At 42.9% G+C, this 21,807-nt stretch carries 18 protein-coding genes; 9 read left to right on the top strand and 9 right to left on the bottom strand.

Features of this window, described 5'->3' with window-relative positions:
* Positions 1 to 2 precede the first annotated feature (2 nt).
* On the bottom strand, positions 3 to 2,087 hold the full coding sequence (dinG, locus tag HII16_RS03725) for an ATP-dependent DNA helicase DinG (RefSeq protein ID WP_169127590.1): 2,085 nt from the start codon (positions 2,085 to 2,087) through the stop codon (positions 3 to 5).
* 81 nt (positions 2,088 to 2,168) lie between these two features.
* Between dinG and HII16_RS03720 the strand changes: the two genes are divergently transcribed.
* The 3 genes from HII16_RS03720 to nhaA all read left to right on the top strand — a co-directional run bounded on the left by HII16_RS03720 (position 2,169) and on the right by nhaA (position 7,458).
* Positions 2,169 to 4,562, top strand: coding sequence for a DNA polymerase II (locus tag HII16_RS03720; RefSeq protein ID WP_169127588.1), 2,394 nt, complete (start codon positions 2,169 to 2,171; stop codon positions 4,560 to 4,562).
* A gap of 284 nt (positions 4,563 to 4,846) precedes the next feature.
* A complete protein-coding gene (locus tag HII16_RS03715) occupies positions 4,847 to 6,025 on the top strand; it encodes a cystathionine beta-lyase (RefSeq protein WP_169127586.1) in 1,179 nt (392 codons plus the stop codon).
* A 218-nt stretch (positions 6,026 to 6,243) separates the two neighbouring features.
* The gene (nhaA, locus tag HII16_RS03710; RefSeq protein ID WP_169127584.1) at positions 6,244 to 7,458 is read left to right on the top strand and encodes a Na+/H+ antiporter NhaA; all 1,215 of its coding nucleotides are present in this window, start codon (positions 6,244 to 6,246) and stop codon (positions 7,456 to 7,458) included.
* A gap of 117 nt (positions 7,459 to 7,575) precedes the next feature.
* Here nhaA and HII16_RS03705 read toward each other — a convergent pair whose 3' ends face one another.
* The 5 genes from HII16_RS03705 to udk form a co-directional block, all read right to left on the bottom strand.
* Positions 7,576 to 8,991, bottom strand: a complete 1,416-nt coding sequence (locus HII16_RS03705; protein WP_169127582.1) for an alkaline phosphatase — start codon at positions 8,989 to 8,991, stop codon at positions 7,576 to 7,578.
* A 193-nt stretch (positions 8,992 to 9,184) separates the two neighbouring features.
* Complete coding sequence (locus HII16_RS03700) at positions 9,185 to 9,769, bottom strand: thymidine kinase (RefSeq protein WP_169127580.1); 585 nt, start codon at positions 9,767 to 9,769, stop codon at positions 9,185 to 9,187.
* 103 nt (positions 9,770 to 9,872) lie between these two features.
* Positions 9,873 to 10,640: a deoxyribose-phosphate aldolase gene (gene deoC, locus HII16_RS03695; RefSeq protein WP_169127578.1), complete on the bottom strand. Its 768-nt coding sequence runs from the start codon at positions 10,638 to 10,640 to the stop codon at positions 9,873 to 9,875.
* Positions 10,641 to 10,686: 46 nt separating this feature from the next.
* Complete coding sequence (locus HII16_RS03690; RefSeq protein WP_169127576.1) at positions 10,687 to 11,937, bottom strand: NupC/NupG family nucleoside CNT transporter; 1,251 nt, start codon at positions 11,935 to 11,937, stop codon at positions 10,687 to 10,689.
* Positions 11,938 to 11,970: 33 nt separating this feature from the next.
* Positions 11,971 to 12,600, bottom strand: a complete 630-nt coding sequence (udk, locus tag HII16_RS03685) for a uridine kinase (RefSeq protein WP_169127982.1) — start codon at positions 12,598 to 12,600, stop codon at positions 11,971 to 11,973.
* Positions 12,601 to 12,784: 184 nt separating this feature from the next.
* Here udk and HII16_RS03680 point away from each other — a divergent pair, with 184 nt between their 5' ends.
* Positions 12,785 to 13,999, top strand: coding sequence for a phosphopentomutase (locus HII16_RS03680; protein WP_169127574.1), 1,215 nt, complete (start codon positions 12,785 to 12,787; stop codon positions 13,997 to 13,999).
* Positions 14,000 to 14,321: 322 nt separating this feature from the next.
* On the opposite strand, the gene deoD is transcribed toward HII16_RS03680, so the two are convergent.
* Complete coding sequence (deoD, locus tag HII16_RS03675) at positions 14,322 to 15,029, bottom strand: purine-nucleoside phosphorylase (protein ID WP_135440202.1); 708 nt, start codon at positions 15,027 to 15,029, stop codon at positions 14,322 to 14,324.
* A gap of 18 nt (positions 15,030 to 15,047) precedes the next feature.
* Positions 15,048 to 16,055 carry an adenosine deaminase gene (gene add, locus HII16_RS03670; protein WP_169127572.1) on the bottom strand — a complete coding sequence of 336 codons (1,008 nt, stop codon included), beginning with the start codon at positions 16,053 to 16,055 and terminating at the stop codon, positions 15,048 to 15,050.
* A gap of 217 nt (positions 16,056 to 16,272) precedes the next feature.
* Between add and aroG the strand changes: the two genes are divergently transcribed.
* The 3 genes from aroG (at position 16,273) to udp (ending at position 18,609) form a co-directional block, all read left to right on the top strand.
* Entirely contained in the window at positions 16,273 to 17,334 is a 1,062-nt protein-coding gene (gene aroG / locus HII16_RS03665; protein ID WP_135440204.1) for a 3-deoxy-7-phosphoheptulonate synthase AroG, read from the top strand.
* Positions 17,335 to 17,386: 52 nt separating this feature from the next.
* Entirely contained in the window at positions 17,387 to 17,773 is a 387-nt protein-coding gene (locus HII16_RS03660; RefSeq protein ID WP_135440205.1) for a DUF2750 domain-containing protein, read from the top strand.
* A gap of 65 nt (positions 17,774 to 17,838) precedes the next feature.
* Entirely contained in the window at positions 17,839 to 18,609 is a 771-nt protein-coding gene (gene udp / locus HII16_RS03655; protein WP_169127570.1) for a uridine phosphorylase, read from the top strand.
* A 37-nt stretch (positions 18,610 to 18,646) separates the two neighbouring features.
* On the opposite strand, the gene HII16_RS03650 is transcribed toward udp, so the two are convergent.
* Positions 18,647 to 19,342, bottom strand: coding sequence for an SOS response-associated peptidase family protein (locus HII16_RS03650; RefSeq protein ID WP_169127568.1), 696 nt, complete (start codon positions 19,340 to 19,342; stop codon positions 18,647 to 18,649).
* A 293-nt stretch (positions 19,343 to 19,635) separates the two neighbouring features.
* Here HII16_RS03650 and imuA point away from each other — a divergent pair, with 293 nt between their 5' ends.
* Both imuA and HII16_RS03640 read left to right on the top strand, forming a co-directional pair.
* Entirely contained in the window at positions 19,636 to 20,322 is a 687-nt protein-coding gene (gene imuA / locus HII16_RS03645) for a translesion DNA synthesis-associated protein ImuA (protein WP_169127566.1), read from the top strand.
* Positions 20,319 to 21,800 carry a DNA polymerase Y family protein gene (locus tag HII16_RS03640; protein ID WP_211183388.1) on the top strand — a complete coding sequence of 494 codons (1,482 nt, stop codon included), beginning with the start codon at positions 20,319 to 20,321 and terminating at the stop codon, positions 21,798 to 21,800. Before imuA ends, HII16_RS03640 begins: the two co-directional genes overlap by 4 nt.
* Positions 21,801 to 21,807 lie beyond the last annotated feature (7 nt).

Genomic DNA, 21,807 nt, shown 5'->3' with positions numbered 1-21,807 from the left:
GTTTAATAGACAATATTAAGACGATATGGTGGTAACGAATCTATTAACTCTTTACCGTATCGCTTGCTCACAAGACGTCTATCTAAGATGGTGATCATACCTGTATCTTTTTCATTTCTAAGCAAACGACCGCAGGCTTGTACCAATTTTTTCGAGGCATCGGGAACGCTGATTTGCATGAAAGGATTGCCGCCTTTGAGTTTGATGTACTCGGCTTGAGCTTGATCGACTGGTGACGTAGGCACTGAAAATGGCAATTTGGTGATGATCAAATTAGTTAGGTATTTACCCGGTAAATCCAATCCTTCACTGAAACTCTGACTGCCAAAAATAATACTGGTCTCGCCTTTGTCACAACGCTGTTTATGTAGCTCGATAATTTGCTGGCGAGAATGCTCACCTTGCACCTGTATGTCTTTATATTTGGCCTTTTTACGTAGCGCTTCAGCAACTTGTTCCATCTGCCAGTAGGAAGAGAAGAGCACCAAATTACCCTGGTTTTCTCGTAATATACTGGGTAATTTTTCAATGACTTCTTTGGTGAACGCATCACTTACGTTCGGCTCGTACTGCATTTTCGGTATCGTTAAAACCGCATTTTCTTGGTAGTTAAACGGTGAATTCAACTTTTTATATTGGGTACCATCATTGATGCCCAAGCCCGCTTGACGGCGAAAATGTTCAAATGAATTTAGCGCGCATATTGTGGCCGAGCATAATACGGCAGCATCACACTTATCCCACAAATTATCCTGCAGCATAAAGCCAACCTCAATAGGCGAGGCACTGACCATATAATCATCGCGCTTACCGGATGTTTTTTCTATCCATCGCGCTAAGGGCGCGCCTTTGTCGCTGTCTTGTTTGGCGTACATGGACCAGATCTTTTCGAGGTTTTCTACCCGTTGTATTTCAAATCCAGCCTCAGCTAACAGTGGTTCAGCACGGTACATTTGCACGTTGCCATCTTTGACTTCTTCAAGCAGTAAATTGTATAGCTTATTGATTTCGCTTAACGATTTTTTACTGGCACTGGCAATGTCTTCACCGAGGTGTCGCAATTCATCGGGCACGACGCCGTTTTCAAAACGAAATTGCTTATCTTGTGAAAAAAACAGGTTTTGGTTGGCATCGAAAAATTCATTGACCTTTTTCAGATCGGTAATGATCTCCTCACTTAAATCAGCGATTTTTAGTGAAGGGGATATGGTGCGATCTGTGGTTGATAATTTATTGATTTTATCCGCTGTAGGACTTAAGCGTTGTAACCATTCAATCGCGCCTTTAACCGTTGCCATGGCACTGGCATGATCTCGGGTAATATCTGGTAAGTGGTGCGCTTCGTCAATGATATAGACGCTATCTTCTGGTTCAGTGAGAATCTTACCGCCGCCCAATTCAAGATCGGCAAGCAACAAACTGTGATTTACCACCAACACATCAGCAACATCCATGCGTTCGCGCGCCTTATGAAATGGACATTGAGTGTGTTCATTAAGGTGGCGTAAACAACTGTGTTTATCGCTTTGTATAAATTGCCATATATGATTTGGAATTGGCGTTGGCCAAGAGTCTCTATCGCCTTGCCATTTACCATTGGCCAAAGCCTTGTCGAGACGCTTTAATAGGTCGGTATCTTGTTTGGTTGGCTTTTGCTCAAACATAGCCACTTGACCGGCATCACTGTCATTATGGTTTGCTAAGGCAAGCTTTTGTGCACAGACATAACGTTGCCGACCTTTTACCAAGCAAAAGTCGAAGACAAAACCTGCGTGCTTTAAAATAAACGGCAAATCTTTATTGACCAATTGTTCTTGTAAGGCAACCGTTGCCGTAGAAATAATGACTTTCTTTTTACGCTTTTTCGCCAAGGGGATGGCACCAAGGCAATAGGCTAATGATTTACCCGTACCTGTACCGGCTTCAATGACGATATGACGGGTATTCTTATCGTACTCTCCAGCAATGGTTTTAGCGATTTCGGCTATTAGGTATGCTTGTTCTTTGCGAGGACTAAAATTGTCTAGACTTTCGCCAATTCGCTTGTAGGCAGAGCGAATTAACTCCTTGGTTTTGTCACCTAGCATAAAATAATTATTTCCAACGGCGCATGTCTCGAATATACTGCTGTATATATTAACAGGTTTATTTGTAATTACACCTAAATAATGGCAAACACAATCAAAAAAGGATTTGTTCTCACTCGTCAAAGTCGTGATGTGGCGAGAATGATGCAGTTGACCTATTGGTTACAGACCGAAGATGGCCCGGTTAAGTTAACCGTCGACGGTGAAAAAGCCATTTTCTTTGTTCAAACCACAAGCGTTGAGAGTGCTAAAACCTACCTAAAACAAGCTGGTATCAACTTTCTTAGTAAACAACTATCGTTAAAATCCTTTGCTGGTGAAACCGTTGCGGGCTTTTATTTTAGCTCCATAGCCGCGTTTTATCGTGCACGAGAAGTGCTCAATGATGCTGGCATTAAATGCTACGAAGATGACGTACGTCCTGAAGATCGTTTTATCATGGAACGATTTATTAATGGTGCGTGTGAATTCACCGGTAATTTCAGTCACGCCCATGGTTTTTTGCATGCCGCTAATGCGCAAGTGCGCAGTTGTGAGTTCACGCCAAACTTGCGAATGTTGTCGGTAGACATCGAATGTTCTTTTGATGGCGAGTTATATTCTATTGGCGCCTATGGTGAAAGCGCGGATGGTTCTGTGATTAAAAAGGTGCTGATGATTGGCGAACCAGAACAAGACAGTGACGATTATATCGAATGGATCGATGATGAATACGAGTTGTTAATGCGCTTTATCGGTTTTATTAATGACGTTGATCCAGATGTGCTTATTGGTTGGAATGTCATAAATTTCGATTTTAAGTTATTGCAAAAACGATGTGATTTAAACAATATAAAATTTGCCATAGGCCGAGATGGCAGCAATCCTCATTGGCGTAAAAATCGACAATCTCAAGAACAACATTTTATTGATATTGCTGGGCGAGTGGTTATTGATGGTATCGATATGCTGCGCTCGGCAACCTATAGTTTTCCAAGCTTTGCCTTAGAAAACGTCGCGCAAACATTACTGGGGATAGGCAAAGATATTGACGATGTCGATAATCGAGCTGCAGAAATCACCCGAAAGTTTCTCTACCAAAAGCAACAACTCGCCAGTTACAACCTCGAAGATTGCCGTTTGGTGTGGCTGATTTTTGAGAAAACCCAATTGCTTGATTACGCCATTTTACGCACCCAACTAACGGGTCTTGAACTGGATCGAATTGGCGGCAGTGTTGCCGCATTCACTAATTTGTATTTGCCTAGGTTACATCGAGCAGGATATGTCGCGCCAAACATGGGGGATGGCCGTAGTGATTTAGTGTCTCCCGGTGGTTTCGTCATGGACTCGACGCCGGGTCTGTACCAAAACGTCTTGGTACTTGATTTTAAAAGCCTGTACCCAAGCATTATCCGCACCTTTAATATTGACCCCATGGGCATGGTTGAAGGTATTAGCGATCACCTGCAAGGTCTAGATGAGCAGGTTATTCCCGGCTTTGATGGTGCGTGGTTTTCACGAGAGAAACATTTTTTACCTGACATTATTACCTCGTTATGGAAAGAGCGTGATAAGGCAAAAGCGCAAAACAATGCGCCACTATCTCAGGCCATTAAGATCATCATGAATAGCTTTTATGGTGTCTTGGGCTCCAATGGCTGTCGCTTTTTCGATCCTCGTTTATCAGGGGCTATTACCAAGCGTTCCCATGAACTATTAAATTTAACCAAAGACTGGATCGAAGAGTTGGATTATCGGGTTATATATGGAGATACCGATTCGATTTTTATCAGTATTGGTGACGATAAAGACGATCAACAAAGTCAGCAAATTGGCAAAGAGATGATGCATTTAATCAATGACAAAATGCAACGCCATCTGCGTCAAGCGTTTCACATTGAATCATCGCTAGAAATTGAATTTGAAACCCATTTTCACACCTTCTTAATGCCAACGGTACGAGGTCAGGATATTGGCACTAAAAAGCGCTATGCTGGCCTCGTGGGTAGAGGTGAGCAAGAAAAGCTTATTTTTAAAGGTTTAGAGAGCGTACGCACTGATTGGACTCAATTGGCAAAAGACTTTCAGCGGACTTTGTATCTTAAGGTTTTTAACGGCGAGCCTGTTGAGGAGTACATTCGAGATATTGTCGAGCGAACCTTAGCAGGGGAGTTTGATGACAAATTAGTGTATCGAAAGCGCATTAGACGACAGTTAGAGCAATATCAAAAAAATGTCCCTCCACATGTTAGAGCGGCAAGAGACGCCGACCAACAAAACCAACAACAAGGCAAACCGTTACGCTATCAACAACGTACCTGGATTGAATATGTCTATACCAAAGAAGGGCCACAGGCATTGGAATACTTGCGCAGTAAAATAGACTATCCGTTGTACATTGAGCGTCAATTGGGCGCGGTTGCCGATGGCATTCTACCGTTTATTGGTAAACACTTTAGCAATATCATCGACGATCAAATGCAGTTGTTTTAAAAATATCTGCCATTTATGACTGACATGGTATACCATGTTTAGATGGCTAGATTGCTAAATTTTATAGCATTGTTACTAACACGTGCAGTGTAAGTCGAGCACACAAGCCATTATAAACGTTCGATAAATAACGTTTTTGCTTACCAAGTACCGTTAACAGCTTGGCTGATTAAGCAAATCAGTAAAACAAGCAAAGTCAGTAGTGCAACGAATAAACATACGTTGCAGACATAAGTAATAAACATAACTAGCTAACATACGTAATCAGCATAAGTAACAAGCATATGAAAAAAGATACTAAAATCGTTAATGCCGGTCGCAAGTCAAAATGGACCCAAGGTATGGTAAACCCACCGGTATACCGTGCCTCTACAATCGTATTTGATTCCGTTAAAGAAATGAAACATGCGGCTGTAAACCGAGCCAAACAAGTACCGTTTTATGGCCGTCGTGGCACGCCAACAACCTTTGCCTTTGCTGATGCAATGACAGAGTTAGAAGGCGGCGCAGGTTGTTATGTCTACCCTTGTGGCACCGCGGCGATTACCAGTGCGATTTTATCTTTTGTTAAAAGTGGCGATCATATTTTAATGGTCGATACCGCTTATGAACCGACTCGTGATTTTTGCAGCAAAACGCTGGCTCGTATTGGCGTTGACGTTACTTATTATGATCCGATGATTGGCCGTGATATTGGCGATTTAATTCAAGACAATACCAGTATTGTGTTTTTAGAATCACCGGGCTCACTAACCATGGAAATACAAGACGTACCGGGTATATGTCAGGTTGCGCATCAGAAGAACGAAGACATAGTGGTCATGCTTGATAATACTTGGGCGTCACCTATACACTTCCAGCCGTTTGAATACGGCGTTGATGTGTCTGTACAAGCAGCAACCAAATATGTGGTCGGTCATTCGGACTGTATGTTGGGAACAGCCACGGCTAATAAAAAATGTTGGCCTGTGCTGCGAGAAAACTCGTATTTACTGGGGCAATGTGCGTCACCGGATGACATATATTTGGCAATGCGCGGTATTCGTACCTTGGGTGTTCGATTAAATCAGCATCAACAGGCATCATTAAAAGTTGCAACATGGTTGCAGACACGCCCAGAAGTTGAAACTGTGTTGCACCCGGCCTTAGAATCGTGCCCTGGACATGAGCATTTTAAACGAGACTTTGTTGGTGGTAATGGATTGTTTTCCTTTGTCTTGAAACAGTCTAATCCACAAGCGTTAAATGCGATGTTAGATGGCATGCATCATTTTAAAATGGGGTTTTCGTGGGGGGGCTATGAAAGCTTGATTTTAGCTAATTCGAATATTAAATCGATGCGCACAGCTACCAATTGGCTGTACAGTACACCATTAGTTCGTTTGCATATTGGATTAGAAGATGTCGATGACTTGATTGCTGATTTAGACGCCGGATTTAGTCGTTTAAATGCACTACTTTAATGTTGTCTGGCAATATCACCTTTAAAATTTGGCATTCATCGGATTTTCTCCTACATTCAACGCTAAAGAGGGAACCGATTCTTTATGCCTCTATCTAATGCATGATTTGCGTTAATTCACGTTATTTCCTTTGAACAGGTCCTGACAACGCAAAGTTTTTGATTTGTAAAGCAGGATCTTTTATAAAGCCATAGTCAGTTCTAGATTACAGGAGTTCTATGAAAACTGAACAAAACTTTATCGGCAGCTTTTTCAAGCTAGAATCCGCCGGTGGTATTATTTTGATGGTGGCGGCCGTATTGGCAATGATTTGCGCCAATACATCGTTATCTGTGTATTATGATTTAATCCTCGACACCCCGGTCGAAGTCAGAGTAGGGCCACTTGAAGTGGCTAAACCATTATTGCTTTGGATCAACGATGGTTTAATGGCGATATTCTTTTTCTTGGTCGGTCTTGAGCTAAAACGAGAGCTCATAGAAGGCGAATTAAAAGAACGCAAAAATATTATATTACCTGGTGTTGGCGCAATAGGTGGTATGTTAGTTCCTGCGCTGGTTTATGTGTATTTTAATTACCAAGATCCAGTCAACATCAAAGGTTGGGCGATCCCAGCGGCAACGGATATCGCCTTTGCTTTAGGTGTATTAACACTACTCGGCTCGCGTGTTCCGGCTACTGTTAAGATTTTCCTTACTTCATTAGCCATTTTTGATGACATAGGCGCGATTATTATTATCGCCTGTTTCTATACCGATGATATCTCGTTTATCTCATTAGTGATCGTTGCGGTTTGCGTACCAATATTATGGTTTTTGAACCACCGCAAAGTGGAAGCACGCAGTTTGTATTTGATGATCGGTGTTGTGATGTGGGTTGCGATGTTGAAGTCCGGTGTACATGCGACGTTAGCTGGTGTTTTAGTGGCGTTATTTATTCCGTTAAAATCTAAATCTGACCCAGATTTTTCACCATTGAAATCGTTAGAACATGATTTGCATTCGGTCGTGGCATTCTTTGTATTGCCTGTGTTCGCATTTGCTAATGCTGGATTGAACTTGTCAGGGGTATCGGCGGAAGATGTGCTGCATCCGGTCCCTATGGGTATTGCTATGGGGTTATTAATTGGTAAGCAGGTAGGGGTATTTGGTATGTGTTATCTTGCGGTTAAGATGAAATTAACCGAATTACCAAAAGGCATGAATTTTAAAACGCTATACGGTACAGCGGCATTGTGTGGTATTGGTTTTACCATGAGTTTGTTTATCGGTTCTTTAACGTTCGAAGCCACCGATATGGACAAGCTGTTTGATGAGCGATTAGGTATTGTTGTTGGCTCGTTGCTATCTGGCATCATTGGCTATCTTATTTTATCTTATTCGTTAAAAAAACCTGATGCAGATGTTGATGCAGTCACAGAGGTAAAAAGCTAAGCTCCTTCACAACACACAAAAAAGGCGGGATTATCCCGCCTTTTTTTGTGTGTTGTACTGTGGTGAGTGCAGCGATGTGACACACTCTATATAGCTATAATGGATGTTTTAAAATGGCTACTTTTTACCGAGTAACGTGAATATTTTATCGGCAATGTCAGTGTTTTCTTGATGACCAATGAAATTTTCTGCGCCGTTTCCGAAGGCATATACTGGTACGTCGAGACCGGTATGTCCTGAACTTGTCCAACCGGCCCCTGTTTTTAAGTCTATGATTTCTTTAATAAAGCCATAGTAACGCGTAACCAGCTTTTCCTTGGTTTTTGTTTTGTTTAATTGCTTATCTAGCACTTCTTGCTGATTTTCCAGACGCAAGGTAACAAAATGACTTTGCTCAGATTCAGACAACTTAAAACCAAGCGATGAGGAAAGATCATCGATGTTGAGTTCATCACTTGCTAATTGTTTTGCTAAGGCCAGAGGTGATTTGCTGAGTTTGTTGATGATTTTAGGTTGCCAGTTATATTTGCCGCTACTGCCAATGCTCATACCACCTGTATTGTGATCAGCCGTTAGTACCACTAGGGTGTTTGGATGTTTAGCAACATAGGCGTGTAAAAACTCCATAGTCATCGCCAAATCATGCATTTCACCCATGGCATAAGCCATATCATTGGCATGTCCGCCCCAATCAACCTGAGACGCCTCGACTAACAAAAAGTAGCCATTGCTATTGTCTAAGGCTTTTACCGCCGCTTTGGTCATCTGTGTTAATGGGTTTTGATAATTCAGGTCGACATTATTATCAATCGCGACAGGTGCGAATAAACCCAATAATTTATCACCTGATTGTACGTTGTTGAGCTGCGTAAATTCGCTGAGGTATTGATAACCTTGTTCGTTGAACTCGGCAATTAAGTTGCGGTCTTCACGCTGAAAGTAACTTACACCTCCGCCTAACATAACATCCGCTTTCAGTTCACCGTCGATGGTGGAGTCAAGGTAGTCATCGGCGATAGCGTTATAGTTTCTACGGCTTTCATTTTTTGCGATGTACGATGCCGGGGTTGCATGAACAATTTGTGAGGTAACAGCAATGCCTGTGCGTTTGCCACGTTGCTTAGCGTATTCCAGTACGGTTAACTGCGGCTTTAAATGCACATCAACACCAATCGCACCATTGTACGTTTTAACACCCGTAGCGAGCGCTGTGGCGCTGGCTGCTGAATCGGTCACATAACTGTTTGCCGGTGTGTGTTGGCCATCAATCGCTTGATTTTTAGCATAGCTAGACGGTGTGGTACTCGAACTGCCAACTAAGACTTTATCAAAGATGGTGGATTCAACTTTGGCGGTATTGGCATCGTCTTGCCAAAATCGATAGGCACTGGGATACACTGGGCCCATTCCGTCGGCAACGATCATAATGATATTTTTAGGTAATGGTGGGGTATCTGTTTTTGTTTGTTGTTGTTTGGCCTGTGTTGATGCAGTAGCGACGCAAAGGGCTAAGCCAGATAATAGGTATTTCAACTTACTTTACTCATCTTTCTCTAATCTGAAGAGCCATGATGTTAGCACAAAGAATTGGCTATTCATAAACCCCAGGGCTAAGCACTCCAATGACATGCGTTAGCGCTTCATTTAGCTCTTAATTTGGATCTTGAATTGGCGCTTAATCCAGCCCTTAATCGAGTCCTTAAGTTAAAGCTGTTAGAACCTTTTATTACGATTTATCCCAAACCGCGGCTTTAAAATGTTTTCGGCAAACCGATTCATACATGTCATTGCCTCCAATTTGAACTTGTGACCCACTGGTAACCGGTTTGCCTTGCTCATTAAAGCGGATTATGAAGTTCGCTTTACGGCCACAATGGCATACTGTTTTTAACTCAATAAGCTTGTCGGCCCAGGCCATTAGTGCAGCACTGCCGCTAAAGGTTTGGCCAAGAAAGTCGGTACGAATTCCATAGGCAAGCACCGGAATGCTTAAATAGTCGACGACATCGGTCAATTGTTTGACTTGCTCTTCACTTAAAAATTGCGATTCATCAATCAGTATGCAATCGATGGTCTCAGCGGCTAACAGTTGATTGATCTCCTGGTATAGATTGCTGTCTTTACTAAATTGGCGTGCATCACTGCTTAAACCGATACGAGAGGTGACTTTGCCCTGGCCAAAACGGTCATCAAGTTGTGCGGTGAAGATCACCGTTTTCATACCGCGTTCTAGGTAATTGTATGATGACTGCAGTAACGACGTTGATTTTCCGGCGTTCATTGCTGAGTAATAAAAATATAGTTGTGCCATAGTGAGTATCTGAATTCTTTAGCTGAGTTGATGAGTCAAGTATAGAAAAGCCCGCATAAGCGGGCTTTGATTCAAATCGAATTGGGATTAACAAGCAGTATGATTAGTAGCCGCTGCTTTTTTTCACTTCACCGTGGCCCAGTGTTGCTAGTAAGTTACCAAGTAAGCCACTCGCACCAAAGCGAAACTTAGCAGGAGACAACCAGTCATCGCCTAAAATATCCCGTGCCATATCCAAGTAGTGTTTCGCATCTTCTGTAGTGCGCACACCACCAGCGGGTTTAAAACCAACGTTTTTATCCATATCACGTATGACTTCCATCATGATACGAGCAGACTCTGGGGTGGCATTAACCGCAACTTTACCGGTTGATGTTTTAATAAAATCCGCACCCGCTTTAATTGAGATTTCACTCGCTTTACGGATCAACTCTTCGGTTTTAAGTTCACCGGTTTCAATGATAACTTTTAACTGTACGCTGTCTGGTAATGCTTGTTTACAGGCTTTAACCAAGTCAAAACCGATTTGTTCATTACCCGCCATTAACGCACGGTAAGGGAATACCACATCGACTTCATCGGCACCGTATTCCACCGATGCTTTGGTTTCAGCGACGGCTATATCGACATCGTCATTACCGTGCGGAAAGTTAGTGACAGTGGCAATCTTGATGCCAGTGCCAGCTAAACGCTTTTTCGCTGCGGGAATAAAACGAGGATAAATGCAAATGGCCGCAGTGTTACCACCAGGCGAACTGGCTTGGTCGCAGAGTTTAGCGACAATCTCATCGGTGTCGGTATCATTTAGCGTCGTCAAATCCATATAACTGATGGCTTCTTTTGCGACAGCTTGTAAATCTTGTTCAGTCATAAACATACCCATTTGAATCAAAAGCCCGCGTTTGCGGGCTGGTTAATTAACTTGCAAGTGAAATAAATACACCTGCTATCGCAGCACTCATTAAGTTTGCTAGTGTTGCCGCAAATACCGCTTTCATACCCATCTGCGCTATATCGTGTCGACGGTTTGGAGCCAAGGTACCTAAACCACCCAATAAAATCGCGATAGAAGAAAGGTTTGCAAAACCACATAAGGCAAAAGTGATGATAGCTTGAGTACCTGCACTTAATTCGTCTTTGTACTTAATAAAGTCGACATAGGCGACAAATTCATTAACCACAACCTTTTGGCCAAGGAAGCTACCTGCACGGAATGCTTCTTCCCATGGTACACCGAGTATCCAAGCAACAGGTTGTAACACAAAGCCAAGAATCATCTCGAGAGTAAGGTTCTCTGCGCCAAAAAAGCCACCAACCCAACCAATTAGGCCGTTAAGTAATGCGATTAATGCAACGAATGCCATTAACATAGCACCAACATTGAGCGCCAGCATCATACCTTTAGAGGCACCTTCTGCTGCGGCGTCAATAACGTTAACGGGTTTTTTATCTTCTTCAGGCTCTTCGAGCTCAGAGATGTCGTTTTTCGGTTCATCGACCTCTGGCATAATAAATTTAGCCATCAATAAACCACCCGGTGCTGCCATGAACGATGCCGCAATAAGGTATTTAAGTTCAATACCCATACCGGCATAGCCGACCAATACCGCACCAGCAACAGATGCTAGGCCACCGGTCATTACTGCAAATAGCTCAGAACGGGTCATGGTTGGTAGGAACGGGCGCACAACCAACGGTGCTTCAGTTTGACCAACAAATATATTTGCTGTCGCCGATAATGATTCCGGATCCGAAGTTTTGAGAAACTTTGCTAATGCGCCACCTAGGAAGGTAACGATTTTATCCATGATTCCGAGATAGTAGAGTACCGCAATTAATGAAGAGAAGAATACGATGACGGGCAGAACGCGAATGGCAAAAACAAAGCCAACGCCATTTGCAAACATGGCATCTGTACCTAAGCCACCAAACAAAAAGGCAATACCCGCAGCAGAGTAGTCGATAACACTGCCAACGGCAGCAGATATACCTTCAAGAGCAATTCGACCTGTATCGCTGTACAGAACTAACGCTGCGAGTGTGATTTGAATTGCGAAGGCACCGCCAACGGTCCGCCAATTTATACTTTTTTTGTGTGAGCTCGCTAAATAGGCGACGCCTAATATAACAAATATACCCAACACACCACGTAACATATTAAAATCCATCATTACACCTATGGTTTGTTAAAGTTGTGCTTTTTAGTTCGCTAATTCGCGAACCTTTGCTTTGATTAGTTCGAGAGCCATACGGTTACGACCCCCTTTAGTTATAACGATATCAGCGTGCTCTCTAGAGGGCTCGATGAATCGGTAATACATGGGTCTCACTGTCGTTTGGTACTGATGGACGACAGAATCGAGATCGCGACCTCGTTCTTCAAGGTCACGCTTTATTCGGCGGATAAGACAGATATCAAGAGCAGTATCCATAAAGATATTGATATCAAAACGCTGACGCAATTGTTTATCGGTCAACAATAAAATACCTTCAACCAAGACAACTTTCGCTGGTTTTACGACTTCAACTTCTTTACTACGTGTATGTTCTTTATAATTATAGACGGGAACTTCAATAGGATGGCCTTCACTTAATTGAAACAGGTGATGAGCGAGTAATTCATGCTCAAAGGCCTTAGGATGATCATAGTTTGTTTTCGTTCTATCTTCGAATTCAAGATGATCCTGACATCGATAGTAGGAGTCTTCTTTAATTATGGTCATCGATTGCTGACCTAATTCTTCGACAAGCTCATCATAAATGGTTTGAGCGAATAACGACTTACCTGAGGCTGAGGCACCAACTACCGCAATTATTGTAAGGCTATTGATAGACAAAACGTATCCCAAACTGGTTTTACTTGTAAATAGTATTGCTTATTTTTGCTCAAAAACTAGTCACTGTGGAGTAAAAAGTCTTTTTCCGTACAATTTACTAATTCATTCTATAATAAAGTTACAAACTTCGATTCTCTGGTTTACAGGCGGGTTACAAACCCCGAACAAAGGTAGTGATATGGCGCGTGTATTGATTTTAGTTATAGATGGTTTTGGTTTAGGCGCAGCACCAGATGCTAAGGATTTTGGCGATATTGGTGCGAATACATTTGCTAATTTGGCAGATGAATTTTATGCGCAAAGTGGGCGAAAATTGGATTTACCTACCTTATCTAAATTAGGTTTAATAAGCGCTGCAACCGCAGCCGGTAATAAGTCACCAGCAGTTAATGCGGTGGCGCCGTTAACCGGTGCATACGGTTATGCAGCTGAAATTAGTTCCGGGAAAGATACCCCTAGTGGCCATTGGGAAATGATGGGCGTACCTGTGCTATTTGATTGGGGCTATTTTGCAGATAAAGAACACTCATTCTCCGAAGAGCTTCTGACCAATGTTTATAAGAAAACCGGAATTCAAGGCAGTTTAGGTAATTGCCATTCTTCCGGTACCACAATTATCGCAGAGCTTGGCGAAGAGCATATGAAGACTGGTATTCCGATTTGTTATACATCAGCCGACAGTGTGTTTCAGGTAGCCGCTCATGAAGAAACGTTCGGATTGGATAACTTACACAAGTATTGCGAACAAGTTCGCGAACTTTTAAATGAAATGGATTTAAATATTGGTCGAGTGATTGCCAGACCGTTTATTGGCAGTGGCCCGGATGATTTTGAGCGTACCGGTAATCGTCGTGATTACTCTATATTACCACCTGCACCTACGGTATTAGACAAAATCGTTGATGCCGGCGGTAAGGTTGTCAGTGTCGGCAAAATAGCAGATATATTTGCTCATCAAGGGATCAGTGAAAAATACAAGGCGACAGGTCTAGAAGCCTTGGTTGATACTAGTATTGAGCAATTGCAGAAGCAACCTGATAATACCTTAATCTTTACCAACTTGGTTAACTTTGACCAAGATTACGGCCATCGTCGTGACCCTGTCGGTTATGGTAAAGCGTTAGAGTATCTTGATCAGCGATTGACGGATATTGGTCCAGAATTAAAAGATGATGATTACGTTGTATTGACCGCAGATCATGGCTGTGACCCAACATGGCATGGCAGTGATCACACCCGAGAGTACGTGCCGGTAATATTTTACAAGCGCGATATGCCATCGATTAATTTAGGTGAGAGTGACACCTTTGCCGATATTGGAGCGACTGTAGCGGATATCTTTGGCGTAAGTGCTCCGGATTACGGTAAATCCTTAGCCGCTAAACTGGGCTAGAGTTGCAACGATAATGAAGGACAGATTAAGGCATCGAGTAAAGTACAGTGTAAAGCACCGAGTAAAGCATCGTGCAGAGTAGGAAGCTTTGCACTTGCTTTGTCACTCGCGTTCACACGGCAAACGTTGGACGTTAAAGACATAGTTAACGTGGTAAGCTGGTCCAGTTAAATGTTTTCATTAAAAAAGGGTTCTGAATATTCAGAACCCTTTTTTTATCTGAAAGATTTTCTTTTATTCGCAGTTAAAGCGCGAGTCAAAACCGTCGTATATCTGGCTTTATCAGCATTTGCTTAGTATTGGTGTATTCAATGACCAGCTGTTATAACAACAGCGAATCGAGTGTCATGATCATCATATCTTTAAAACTGGTTTGACGATCTTCTGCTGATAACGCTTCACCACGAATAATATGGTCACTTACCGTCGCCACACATAACGCCTTTTTGTTGTATTCAGCGGCAGCACCATAAAGACCGGCAGCTTCCATTTCGACACCAAGAATACCCAGTTTGGCCATGGTATGGAAAAATTCAAAATCAGGCGTATAAAACAAGTCGGCGCTAAAAATATTACCTACTTTGACATCTATATTTAGATTTTCAGCCGCAGTAACAACATTTTTTAATAAGCCGTAGTCGGCGATGGCAGAAAAGTCGTGGTCATTAAAGCGCATGCGATTACATTTTGAATCGGTACAGGCACCCATACCGATAACCACGTCCATTACATTGATGTCTTCACGCACGGCTCCACAACTACCAATACGAATGATGTTTTCAACGCCGTAATCTTTATACAGCTCAGTGGCGTAAATAGAGGCAGATGGAATACCCATACCTGAACCCATTACCGATACTCTTTGCCCTTTATAGCTACCGGTAAAGCCAAACATGTTACGTACAGCGTTAAATTGCACCGGGTCATCAAGAAAGTTATCGGCGATAAACTTGGCGCGCAGTGGGTCACCAGGTAAAAGGACGGTCTCAGCGATTTCACCTTCTTTCGCTTCTATATGAGGAGTAGCCATAATCAATATTCCTGTAGTTTATTGGTTTGCTGTTAGTTTCGAGTTTTTCAAATCACTACGCTCACTGTCGCTTATAAAAGCCGCATCAAGCGCATTTAGTTGTAATTGTCTTAATTGCTTATCATCTAAACCGAGTTGCTCGCGAGCGATAGCAAACTCATGTTTTAGTTCAATCGCTTCAACCGCTGGATCGTCAGTGTTTAAGCACGCCCTAACGCCGTTTTCGATAAAAGTATGAATAGGGTGTTCGCTGATGTTATTGATGGTACCGGTTTGATAATTAGACGTAAGGCAGGTTTCTAGAAAAATATCGTGTTTCGCTAAGTACGCCATTAATTCAGGATCTTTATAACAATTCACACCATGACCAATGCGTTTAGCTCCTAATAACTTAATCGCGTTCCACATGCTTTGCGGGCCATCTGCTTCACCGGCATGAACGGTGACTTGTAAATCTGCTTGGTGGACTTGTTTAAAATGATCAACAAACAAGTCGGCGGGTTTACCAAGTTCATCGCCGGCCAAATCGATGGCAACTAATTGCTCCTTATGTGCAAGCAGGGCGTCTAATTCATGTTGGCAGGTCTGCACGCCAAAGGTTCGAGACATAATGCCGATAAGATTGGCTTTGACGTCAAAGTCTTTAACACCGTTGTGTACGCCATCAATTACCGCAGCCACCACCTCTGTGGTGTTGAGATGATGGGTCATGCCCATATAATAGGGCGAAAAACGCAGCTCGGCGTAATCGATACCTGCGATTTTCATGTCTTCAACATTTTCGTAAGCCACTTGCTTTATATCATCAAGGCTTTTAAGAACTTTTACGCCCCAATCGAGCTTTTGTAAAAACTCCATCAAATCGCTGGCTTTATCTTCAATGGTGACGTGGGGGATAAAATCATCAAAAGAATCACACGGCAAGGCTATACCGTAGTGTTGTGCAAGACGCCAAATCGTTGCTGGACGTATATTGCCATCAAGATGACGATGCAGGTCTATCAGTGGTAGATCGATTGCAGGCATAGGGTTTTCATTCAATTTCTGGTGTTTATAAATATAGGTTAAAATTTGATATTTTTTACCACAAAAGTAAGAAAAGTTATCGTGAGGCAGCTGATCTTGGCTTTGTTACGTAACTAACTGTAATTTATTAGAGTATTTACTGGAATATCATTGGCAACATGTAAAAACACTGCTAGATTATCTTTATCTTTTTGTTTAATCCAAGCTAGAGTTCGCAATGCTGTATCAAACTGACGACGTCAGAATAAATCAATTAAAACAACTTCTTCCTCCGGTTGCGTTATTAGAACGTTACCGCAACAATGAAAAAATATCGCGTAATGTATTTGAAGCAAGACAAGCTATCAGTGACATTTTTAACGGAAAAGACGACCGTTTATTAGTGGTTATTGGCCCATGTTCTATTCATGATCCTATTGCCGCATTGGAATACGGTTCGCGTCTAAATAAACTGCGAAACAAATACAAAGACAGCTTAGAAATTGTCATGCGCGTGTATTTTGAAAAACCACGTACCACCGTAGGCTGGAAAGGCTTAATCAATGACCCTGATCTCGATGGCAGCTTTAAAATAAACGAAGGTTTGCGCATTGGTCGTAAACTGTTACTTGATTTAAATGATATGGGTTTACCAACAGCGGGCGAATATCTGGATATGATCACGCCGCAATATATGGCGGATCTTATGTGTTGGGGCGCGATTGGCGCACGTACCACTGAGTCGCAAGTTCACCGCGAATTGGCATCGGGTTTATCTTGTCCGGTCGGCTTTAAGAATGGCACCGATGGCACCATTAAAGTTGCTATTGATGCGGTAGGTGCGGCGAGCGCACCACATCACTTTTTATCGGTAACCAAATTAGGTCACTCGGCAATCGTCGAAACCAAAGGTAACCCAGACTGCCATATCATATTACGTGGCGGGAAAGAGCCAAATTACTCGAAAAAACACGTTGATGCGATCACTGAGCAATTACAAGGGGCTAATGTAGCCGCTAAGGTTATGGTTGATTTCTCGCATGCCAATTCAAGCAAGAAATTTGAAAATCAAATGCTGGTCTGTGATGACGTGTGTGAGCAAATGAAAGGCGGTAATGAGTCTATCTTTGGCGTTATGGTCGAAAGTCATTTAGTTGAAGGTCGTCAAGATTTGGTAGACAATAAAGCAGAAACTTATGGCCAAAGTATCACCGATGCCTGTATTGGCTGGCAAGATACTGAGGTATTATTGGAAAAACTAGCTCAAGCATCAGCAACTCGCGGCGCAAATGCCTCGTAGGTTCACGTGCTTGTTGGCTTAATGTAATAGGCACAGTAAAGGTTGTTTTATTATGGTGACTATAGATAAAAACAGTTTGCATTTAACCGACACTCAACGCTATGAATTATTTATTCAACAGTTGATGTCGCAACGGGAAGCATGGATCTTAACCGATGAACATGGTGCCGTTATGTTGACTGAAAATGAAGAAGATTTTGTGCCCTTTTGGCCAAATGAAGAAACCGCGGCATGCTGGGCTACCGATGAATGGGATCATTGTAAGCCGGTAAAGCTGACCTTGGATGAAATTCGCGAGCGATGGTTGCCTGGTATGGAAGAGGATGATCTTTGCTTGATTATCTTTCCAAATCAGAATCTCACAGGGCAAATCTTTTACCCTTGGCAATTTGCCGATATTATCGATAAAAAATTAGCGAAATTAGCGCGTAAAAATTAGTTTTTCACAAGCGTTTTTCAAAGCAGCGTCTAGACTAAAACCATGGTTCATTTAAAGGTGGTTTTATGTCAGACGCTGTTTTTCATTTAGGGGTTAACAAAGAAGATATCGACTCGGCTGTGTTGGCCATTTTACCCGGCGATCCAAATAGAGTAGAGCGCATCGCCGAATATCTTGATAATCCAAAATTTCTTATCTCACAACGCGAATATACCTTATACACAGGGACTATTGACGGGCACCAAGTGGTGATCTGTTCTACGGGTATTGGTGGCCCATCAACGTCTATTGCCGTAGAAGAATTAGCGCAAATTGGCGTGCGTTACTTTTTACGTATTGGTACTACGGGGGCGATCCAACCGGACATTAATGTCGGTGATATTATTGTCACTACAGGTTCTGTCAGACTCGATGGTGCCAGTTTACATTTTGCACCAATGGAGTTCCCAGCGGTTGCCGATTTTCAAATCAGTCATGCCATGGTTAATGCTGCGAAAGAGCAAGATTGTGGTGTATATACTGGTGTCACTGCCTCAAGCGATACCTTTTATCCAGGGCAGGAGCGCTATGACACCTATACCGGCCGTGTCGTCAGACGCTTTGTTGGTTCCGCCAAAGAGTGGCAAGACATGGGGGTGCTGAACTTTGAAATGGAATCGGCGACGTTATTGACCATGTGCGCCAGCTCTGGCTTGCAAGCCGGTTGTTTGGCAGGGGTGATAGTCAACCGACATAAGAGTGAAATCCCTAATGCAGAAACCCATAAGCTGGTCGAGTCGCGGTCAATAAAAGCCGTGATTCGTGCTGCACAATTATTATTGGCCGATATCAATTAGCAAAACCAAGCGCTGTCTTGATGATCAGGGAAGCGACTTAATCGGCGACAAGTAACTGTTGCGCACCTATAGCGTTATGCAGGCTGGGCTTGTCGATAGGCCAAGCGAGTAAGTTTTGCGGCAACCTGGCCTTTAATAAATCGTTAAATACCTCGACGTTATGCAAGTTAGCATTTAACCACATGGCAATACTGTCATCGTCTTGAGGCAAAATTAATGGCATGGCTTTAGAGTGGATATGACTGAGCTTAGGGTGCGGCGGTAAGGTAATAACCGAGCAACTGAGTGCCGTTTGTCCGGTTTTTGGGTGATACCACTGTCGGTATAATCCACCAAGGGCTAGAGCGCTTCCATCTTCAGCGGTCATATCAAAGTAATGAATGGGTTTGCGATTAACAAACTCTGTTTCGCCGAAACCTTTGGCCACTACGACGCAGCGTGACTCTCTAAATGCTTTAAAACCGGCGCTACGGGGCACGTTGAGTTTATCGTAACGGGTATTAAACGACGTGTACTTAGATGGCTTAAAACCTTGGTCGTCTTTATCCAATAGTAACCACCAAGTGGCATCATCCAGACGTCGTTTACCGTTGTGCTCACGTACAATTGATATGCTGTCTGTGGCACGCTTAAAGCGCGAAAAATTCATTCTTTGCCTTGGGTTTTCAATTCCCAACTCTAGCAATAACTGCTCTACAAAAGGATCGTCGCTTATATTTAATCGTCCACACATGTCGCTATGGTTCCTGTGGTTTGGCTATTTCAGTTTAGTTTACAAGCTAACGTCATGGTTATGAGGCTATTGGTGTCGATAGCCGTTAGCTGAAATGTTGCATGACGTCTTTATAATCTGTCTTTAGATAATGTTAATACTTACCTTAATATAAATTTTAACATTTAAAATTCATATGCTTACCTTAATTTACTTGGTTGTTGCTTAACCTGTAATGCATTTTAATTTGTTGTAATGCTCTTGATCCCTGTTTACACAGCAACTATACTGTATAAATATACAGGTTTAAAGTTATGAATGAATTAATCGATCTTCTAAAGCACAAACAGCTAGTATGGCATGGCAATGATGAACATCATGACAACCAGGGGTTTAGTGCATCAGGCTATGAGCCGCTGGATAGCAAATTAGGCGGCGGCTTCCCTAAATCCGGGGTTATTGAATTACTGACTCAGCCCGGTATTGGTGAGTTGCGCTTGCTGATGCCATTAATGGCGAATGCTGATGCACAGCAATTGCTGGTGTTTATAAACCCTCCAGGGCTTATAAATAGCCCTTCATTGCAATATGCCAATGTTGATGAAAGTCGCTTACTGTGTCTTTATCCTGAGCAGGCGCATCAGGCTTTGTGGGCTGCTGAGCAATGTTTACAAAGCGGTTGCTGCAGTGATGTCTTGTTGTGGTTCGACGAGCCGTTACAAGTGCATCAAGTCAAACGATTGCAGTTGGCCGCTCAAACCGGGGATTGTCGGCAATTTTTATTGCGCCAACAAAAAGCGGATGATATCGCCTTGCCTGTTGATTTAAGCTTGTCCTTAGCGTCGCATCAGCAGGGCCTTGAAGTGACCATTAATAAACGTAAACGTGGTTGGCCATCGGCAGCATTTGTGGTGCATTTAGGGCGATTTTGGCCATGGTTAGTTACGGTGCCTGAAGCCGATAATGTCGTTATGTTCCCTGATGTTCGCGTCGTTTCATGAGCTCATTAATGGAGAATACCGTGGCCAATAGTGGCCCGCCGTTATGGTTGTATTTACACTTTCCTAAATTACAGCTTAATTCGTTGTATGCTGATGACGACAGCACCCCGATTATTATTGTCGATGAGAAAACTCATGCGACAGTGCAAGTTAATCACAGTGCGTTACAGCAGGGCATCGATATCGGTATGGGGCTCGGCAGCGCGGCCTCTTTGTGTCAAGATTTAAAAGTCTACCCTTATGATCAAACCATTGAACAACGGCGTTTGCAACACATAGCGCGTTGGTTATATCTGCTAAGCGCGGATATTTGTTTATATCCGCCAAACGGTTTATTGCTGAAAGTCAGCAATATGCTCACGCTTTATCATGGTCTGGATAATTATTGGTTGGCGCTATCAAGCCATTTGGCACAATTGGATGTGGATTATCACTATGGCACAGGTTTTTCCGTATACAGTTCGATGCTATTGGCAAAAAATCATGGCGATATTATCAGTGCGGATAAACCGTATCTTGAGCGGGCATTACGACCCCTCACATTAGCCCAAACCGGGCTTAGCAAAAAAAACATAGAGAACCTTAAACGCGTTGGTATTGAACAGTTGCATCAACTACTGGCGTTGCCTTTAACAGAGATTGCCAAACGGTTTGATATTGACTTGGTCAACTATGTGGGCCGCTTTACGGCACAGTTACAACATCCGGTGAGTTTTTTTCACCCCAGTGAACAATTCAGTCATTTCCTTGAACTCTTGTTTGAAATCCGTAATTTACAGTATCTGCAAAAACCGTTATTGAAGGTATATGAGCTATTGGAACGATTTTTATCGTTACGGGATAAACGTTGTCAGCAAGTATTACTGACACTGCATTTTCGTGATGATGACGTCGAACCGAAAGTCGTATCGATTAGCAGTGCTTATGGTGAGTACCGGGCGCAAAGCTGGTTGGAGTTAAGTCAATTAACGTTAGAGTCACTGCGCATTGAAGCGCCTATCGTTGCCTTAACCGTAGATGCCAAACAAGTGCACGGCAATGATTACCAAAAGGCTGATTTATTCTCAGGTAAGCAAGGCGTGGTGTCGGCTAATGAGTTGGTATCTAGGTTACAGGCCAAGTTAGGAGAAAATGCCATTGTTGGAGTGCAAAGCATCAATGAACATCGTCCTGAGCGGGCGGTACGTTGTTGCCAGCCTTTGTTAAATCGCAGCCAAGACGGCAATACTAAGCGAGGCAATCAACAGATTACGAAGAACAGCGGGTTAAGTCATCGACCCAGTGTGTTATTACCGCAACCATTACCACTCGATGAACAGGTCACATTACAGCATGGTCCCGAGCGCATTATTAGCGGCTGGTGGGATGAGCAATATATGGCGCGAGATTATTTTATTGCCTGCTCTGAACAAGGGCGTTGGTTATGGTTGTTTCGCACCCCTGAGCAAGAATGGTTTGTGCATGGTTTGTTCAGTTGATATGAGC

This window comes from Thalassotalea sp. Y01, assembly GCF_012932945.1.
Lineage (GTDB): Bacteria > Pseudomonadota > Gammaproteobacteria > Enterobacterales > Alteromonadaceae > Thalassotalea_A.
Note: the sequence above shows the minus strand (reverse complement) of the source record. Positions and strands in the feature narration are given on the sequence as shown.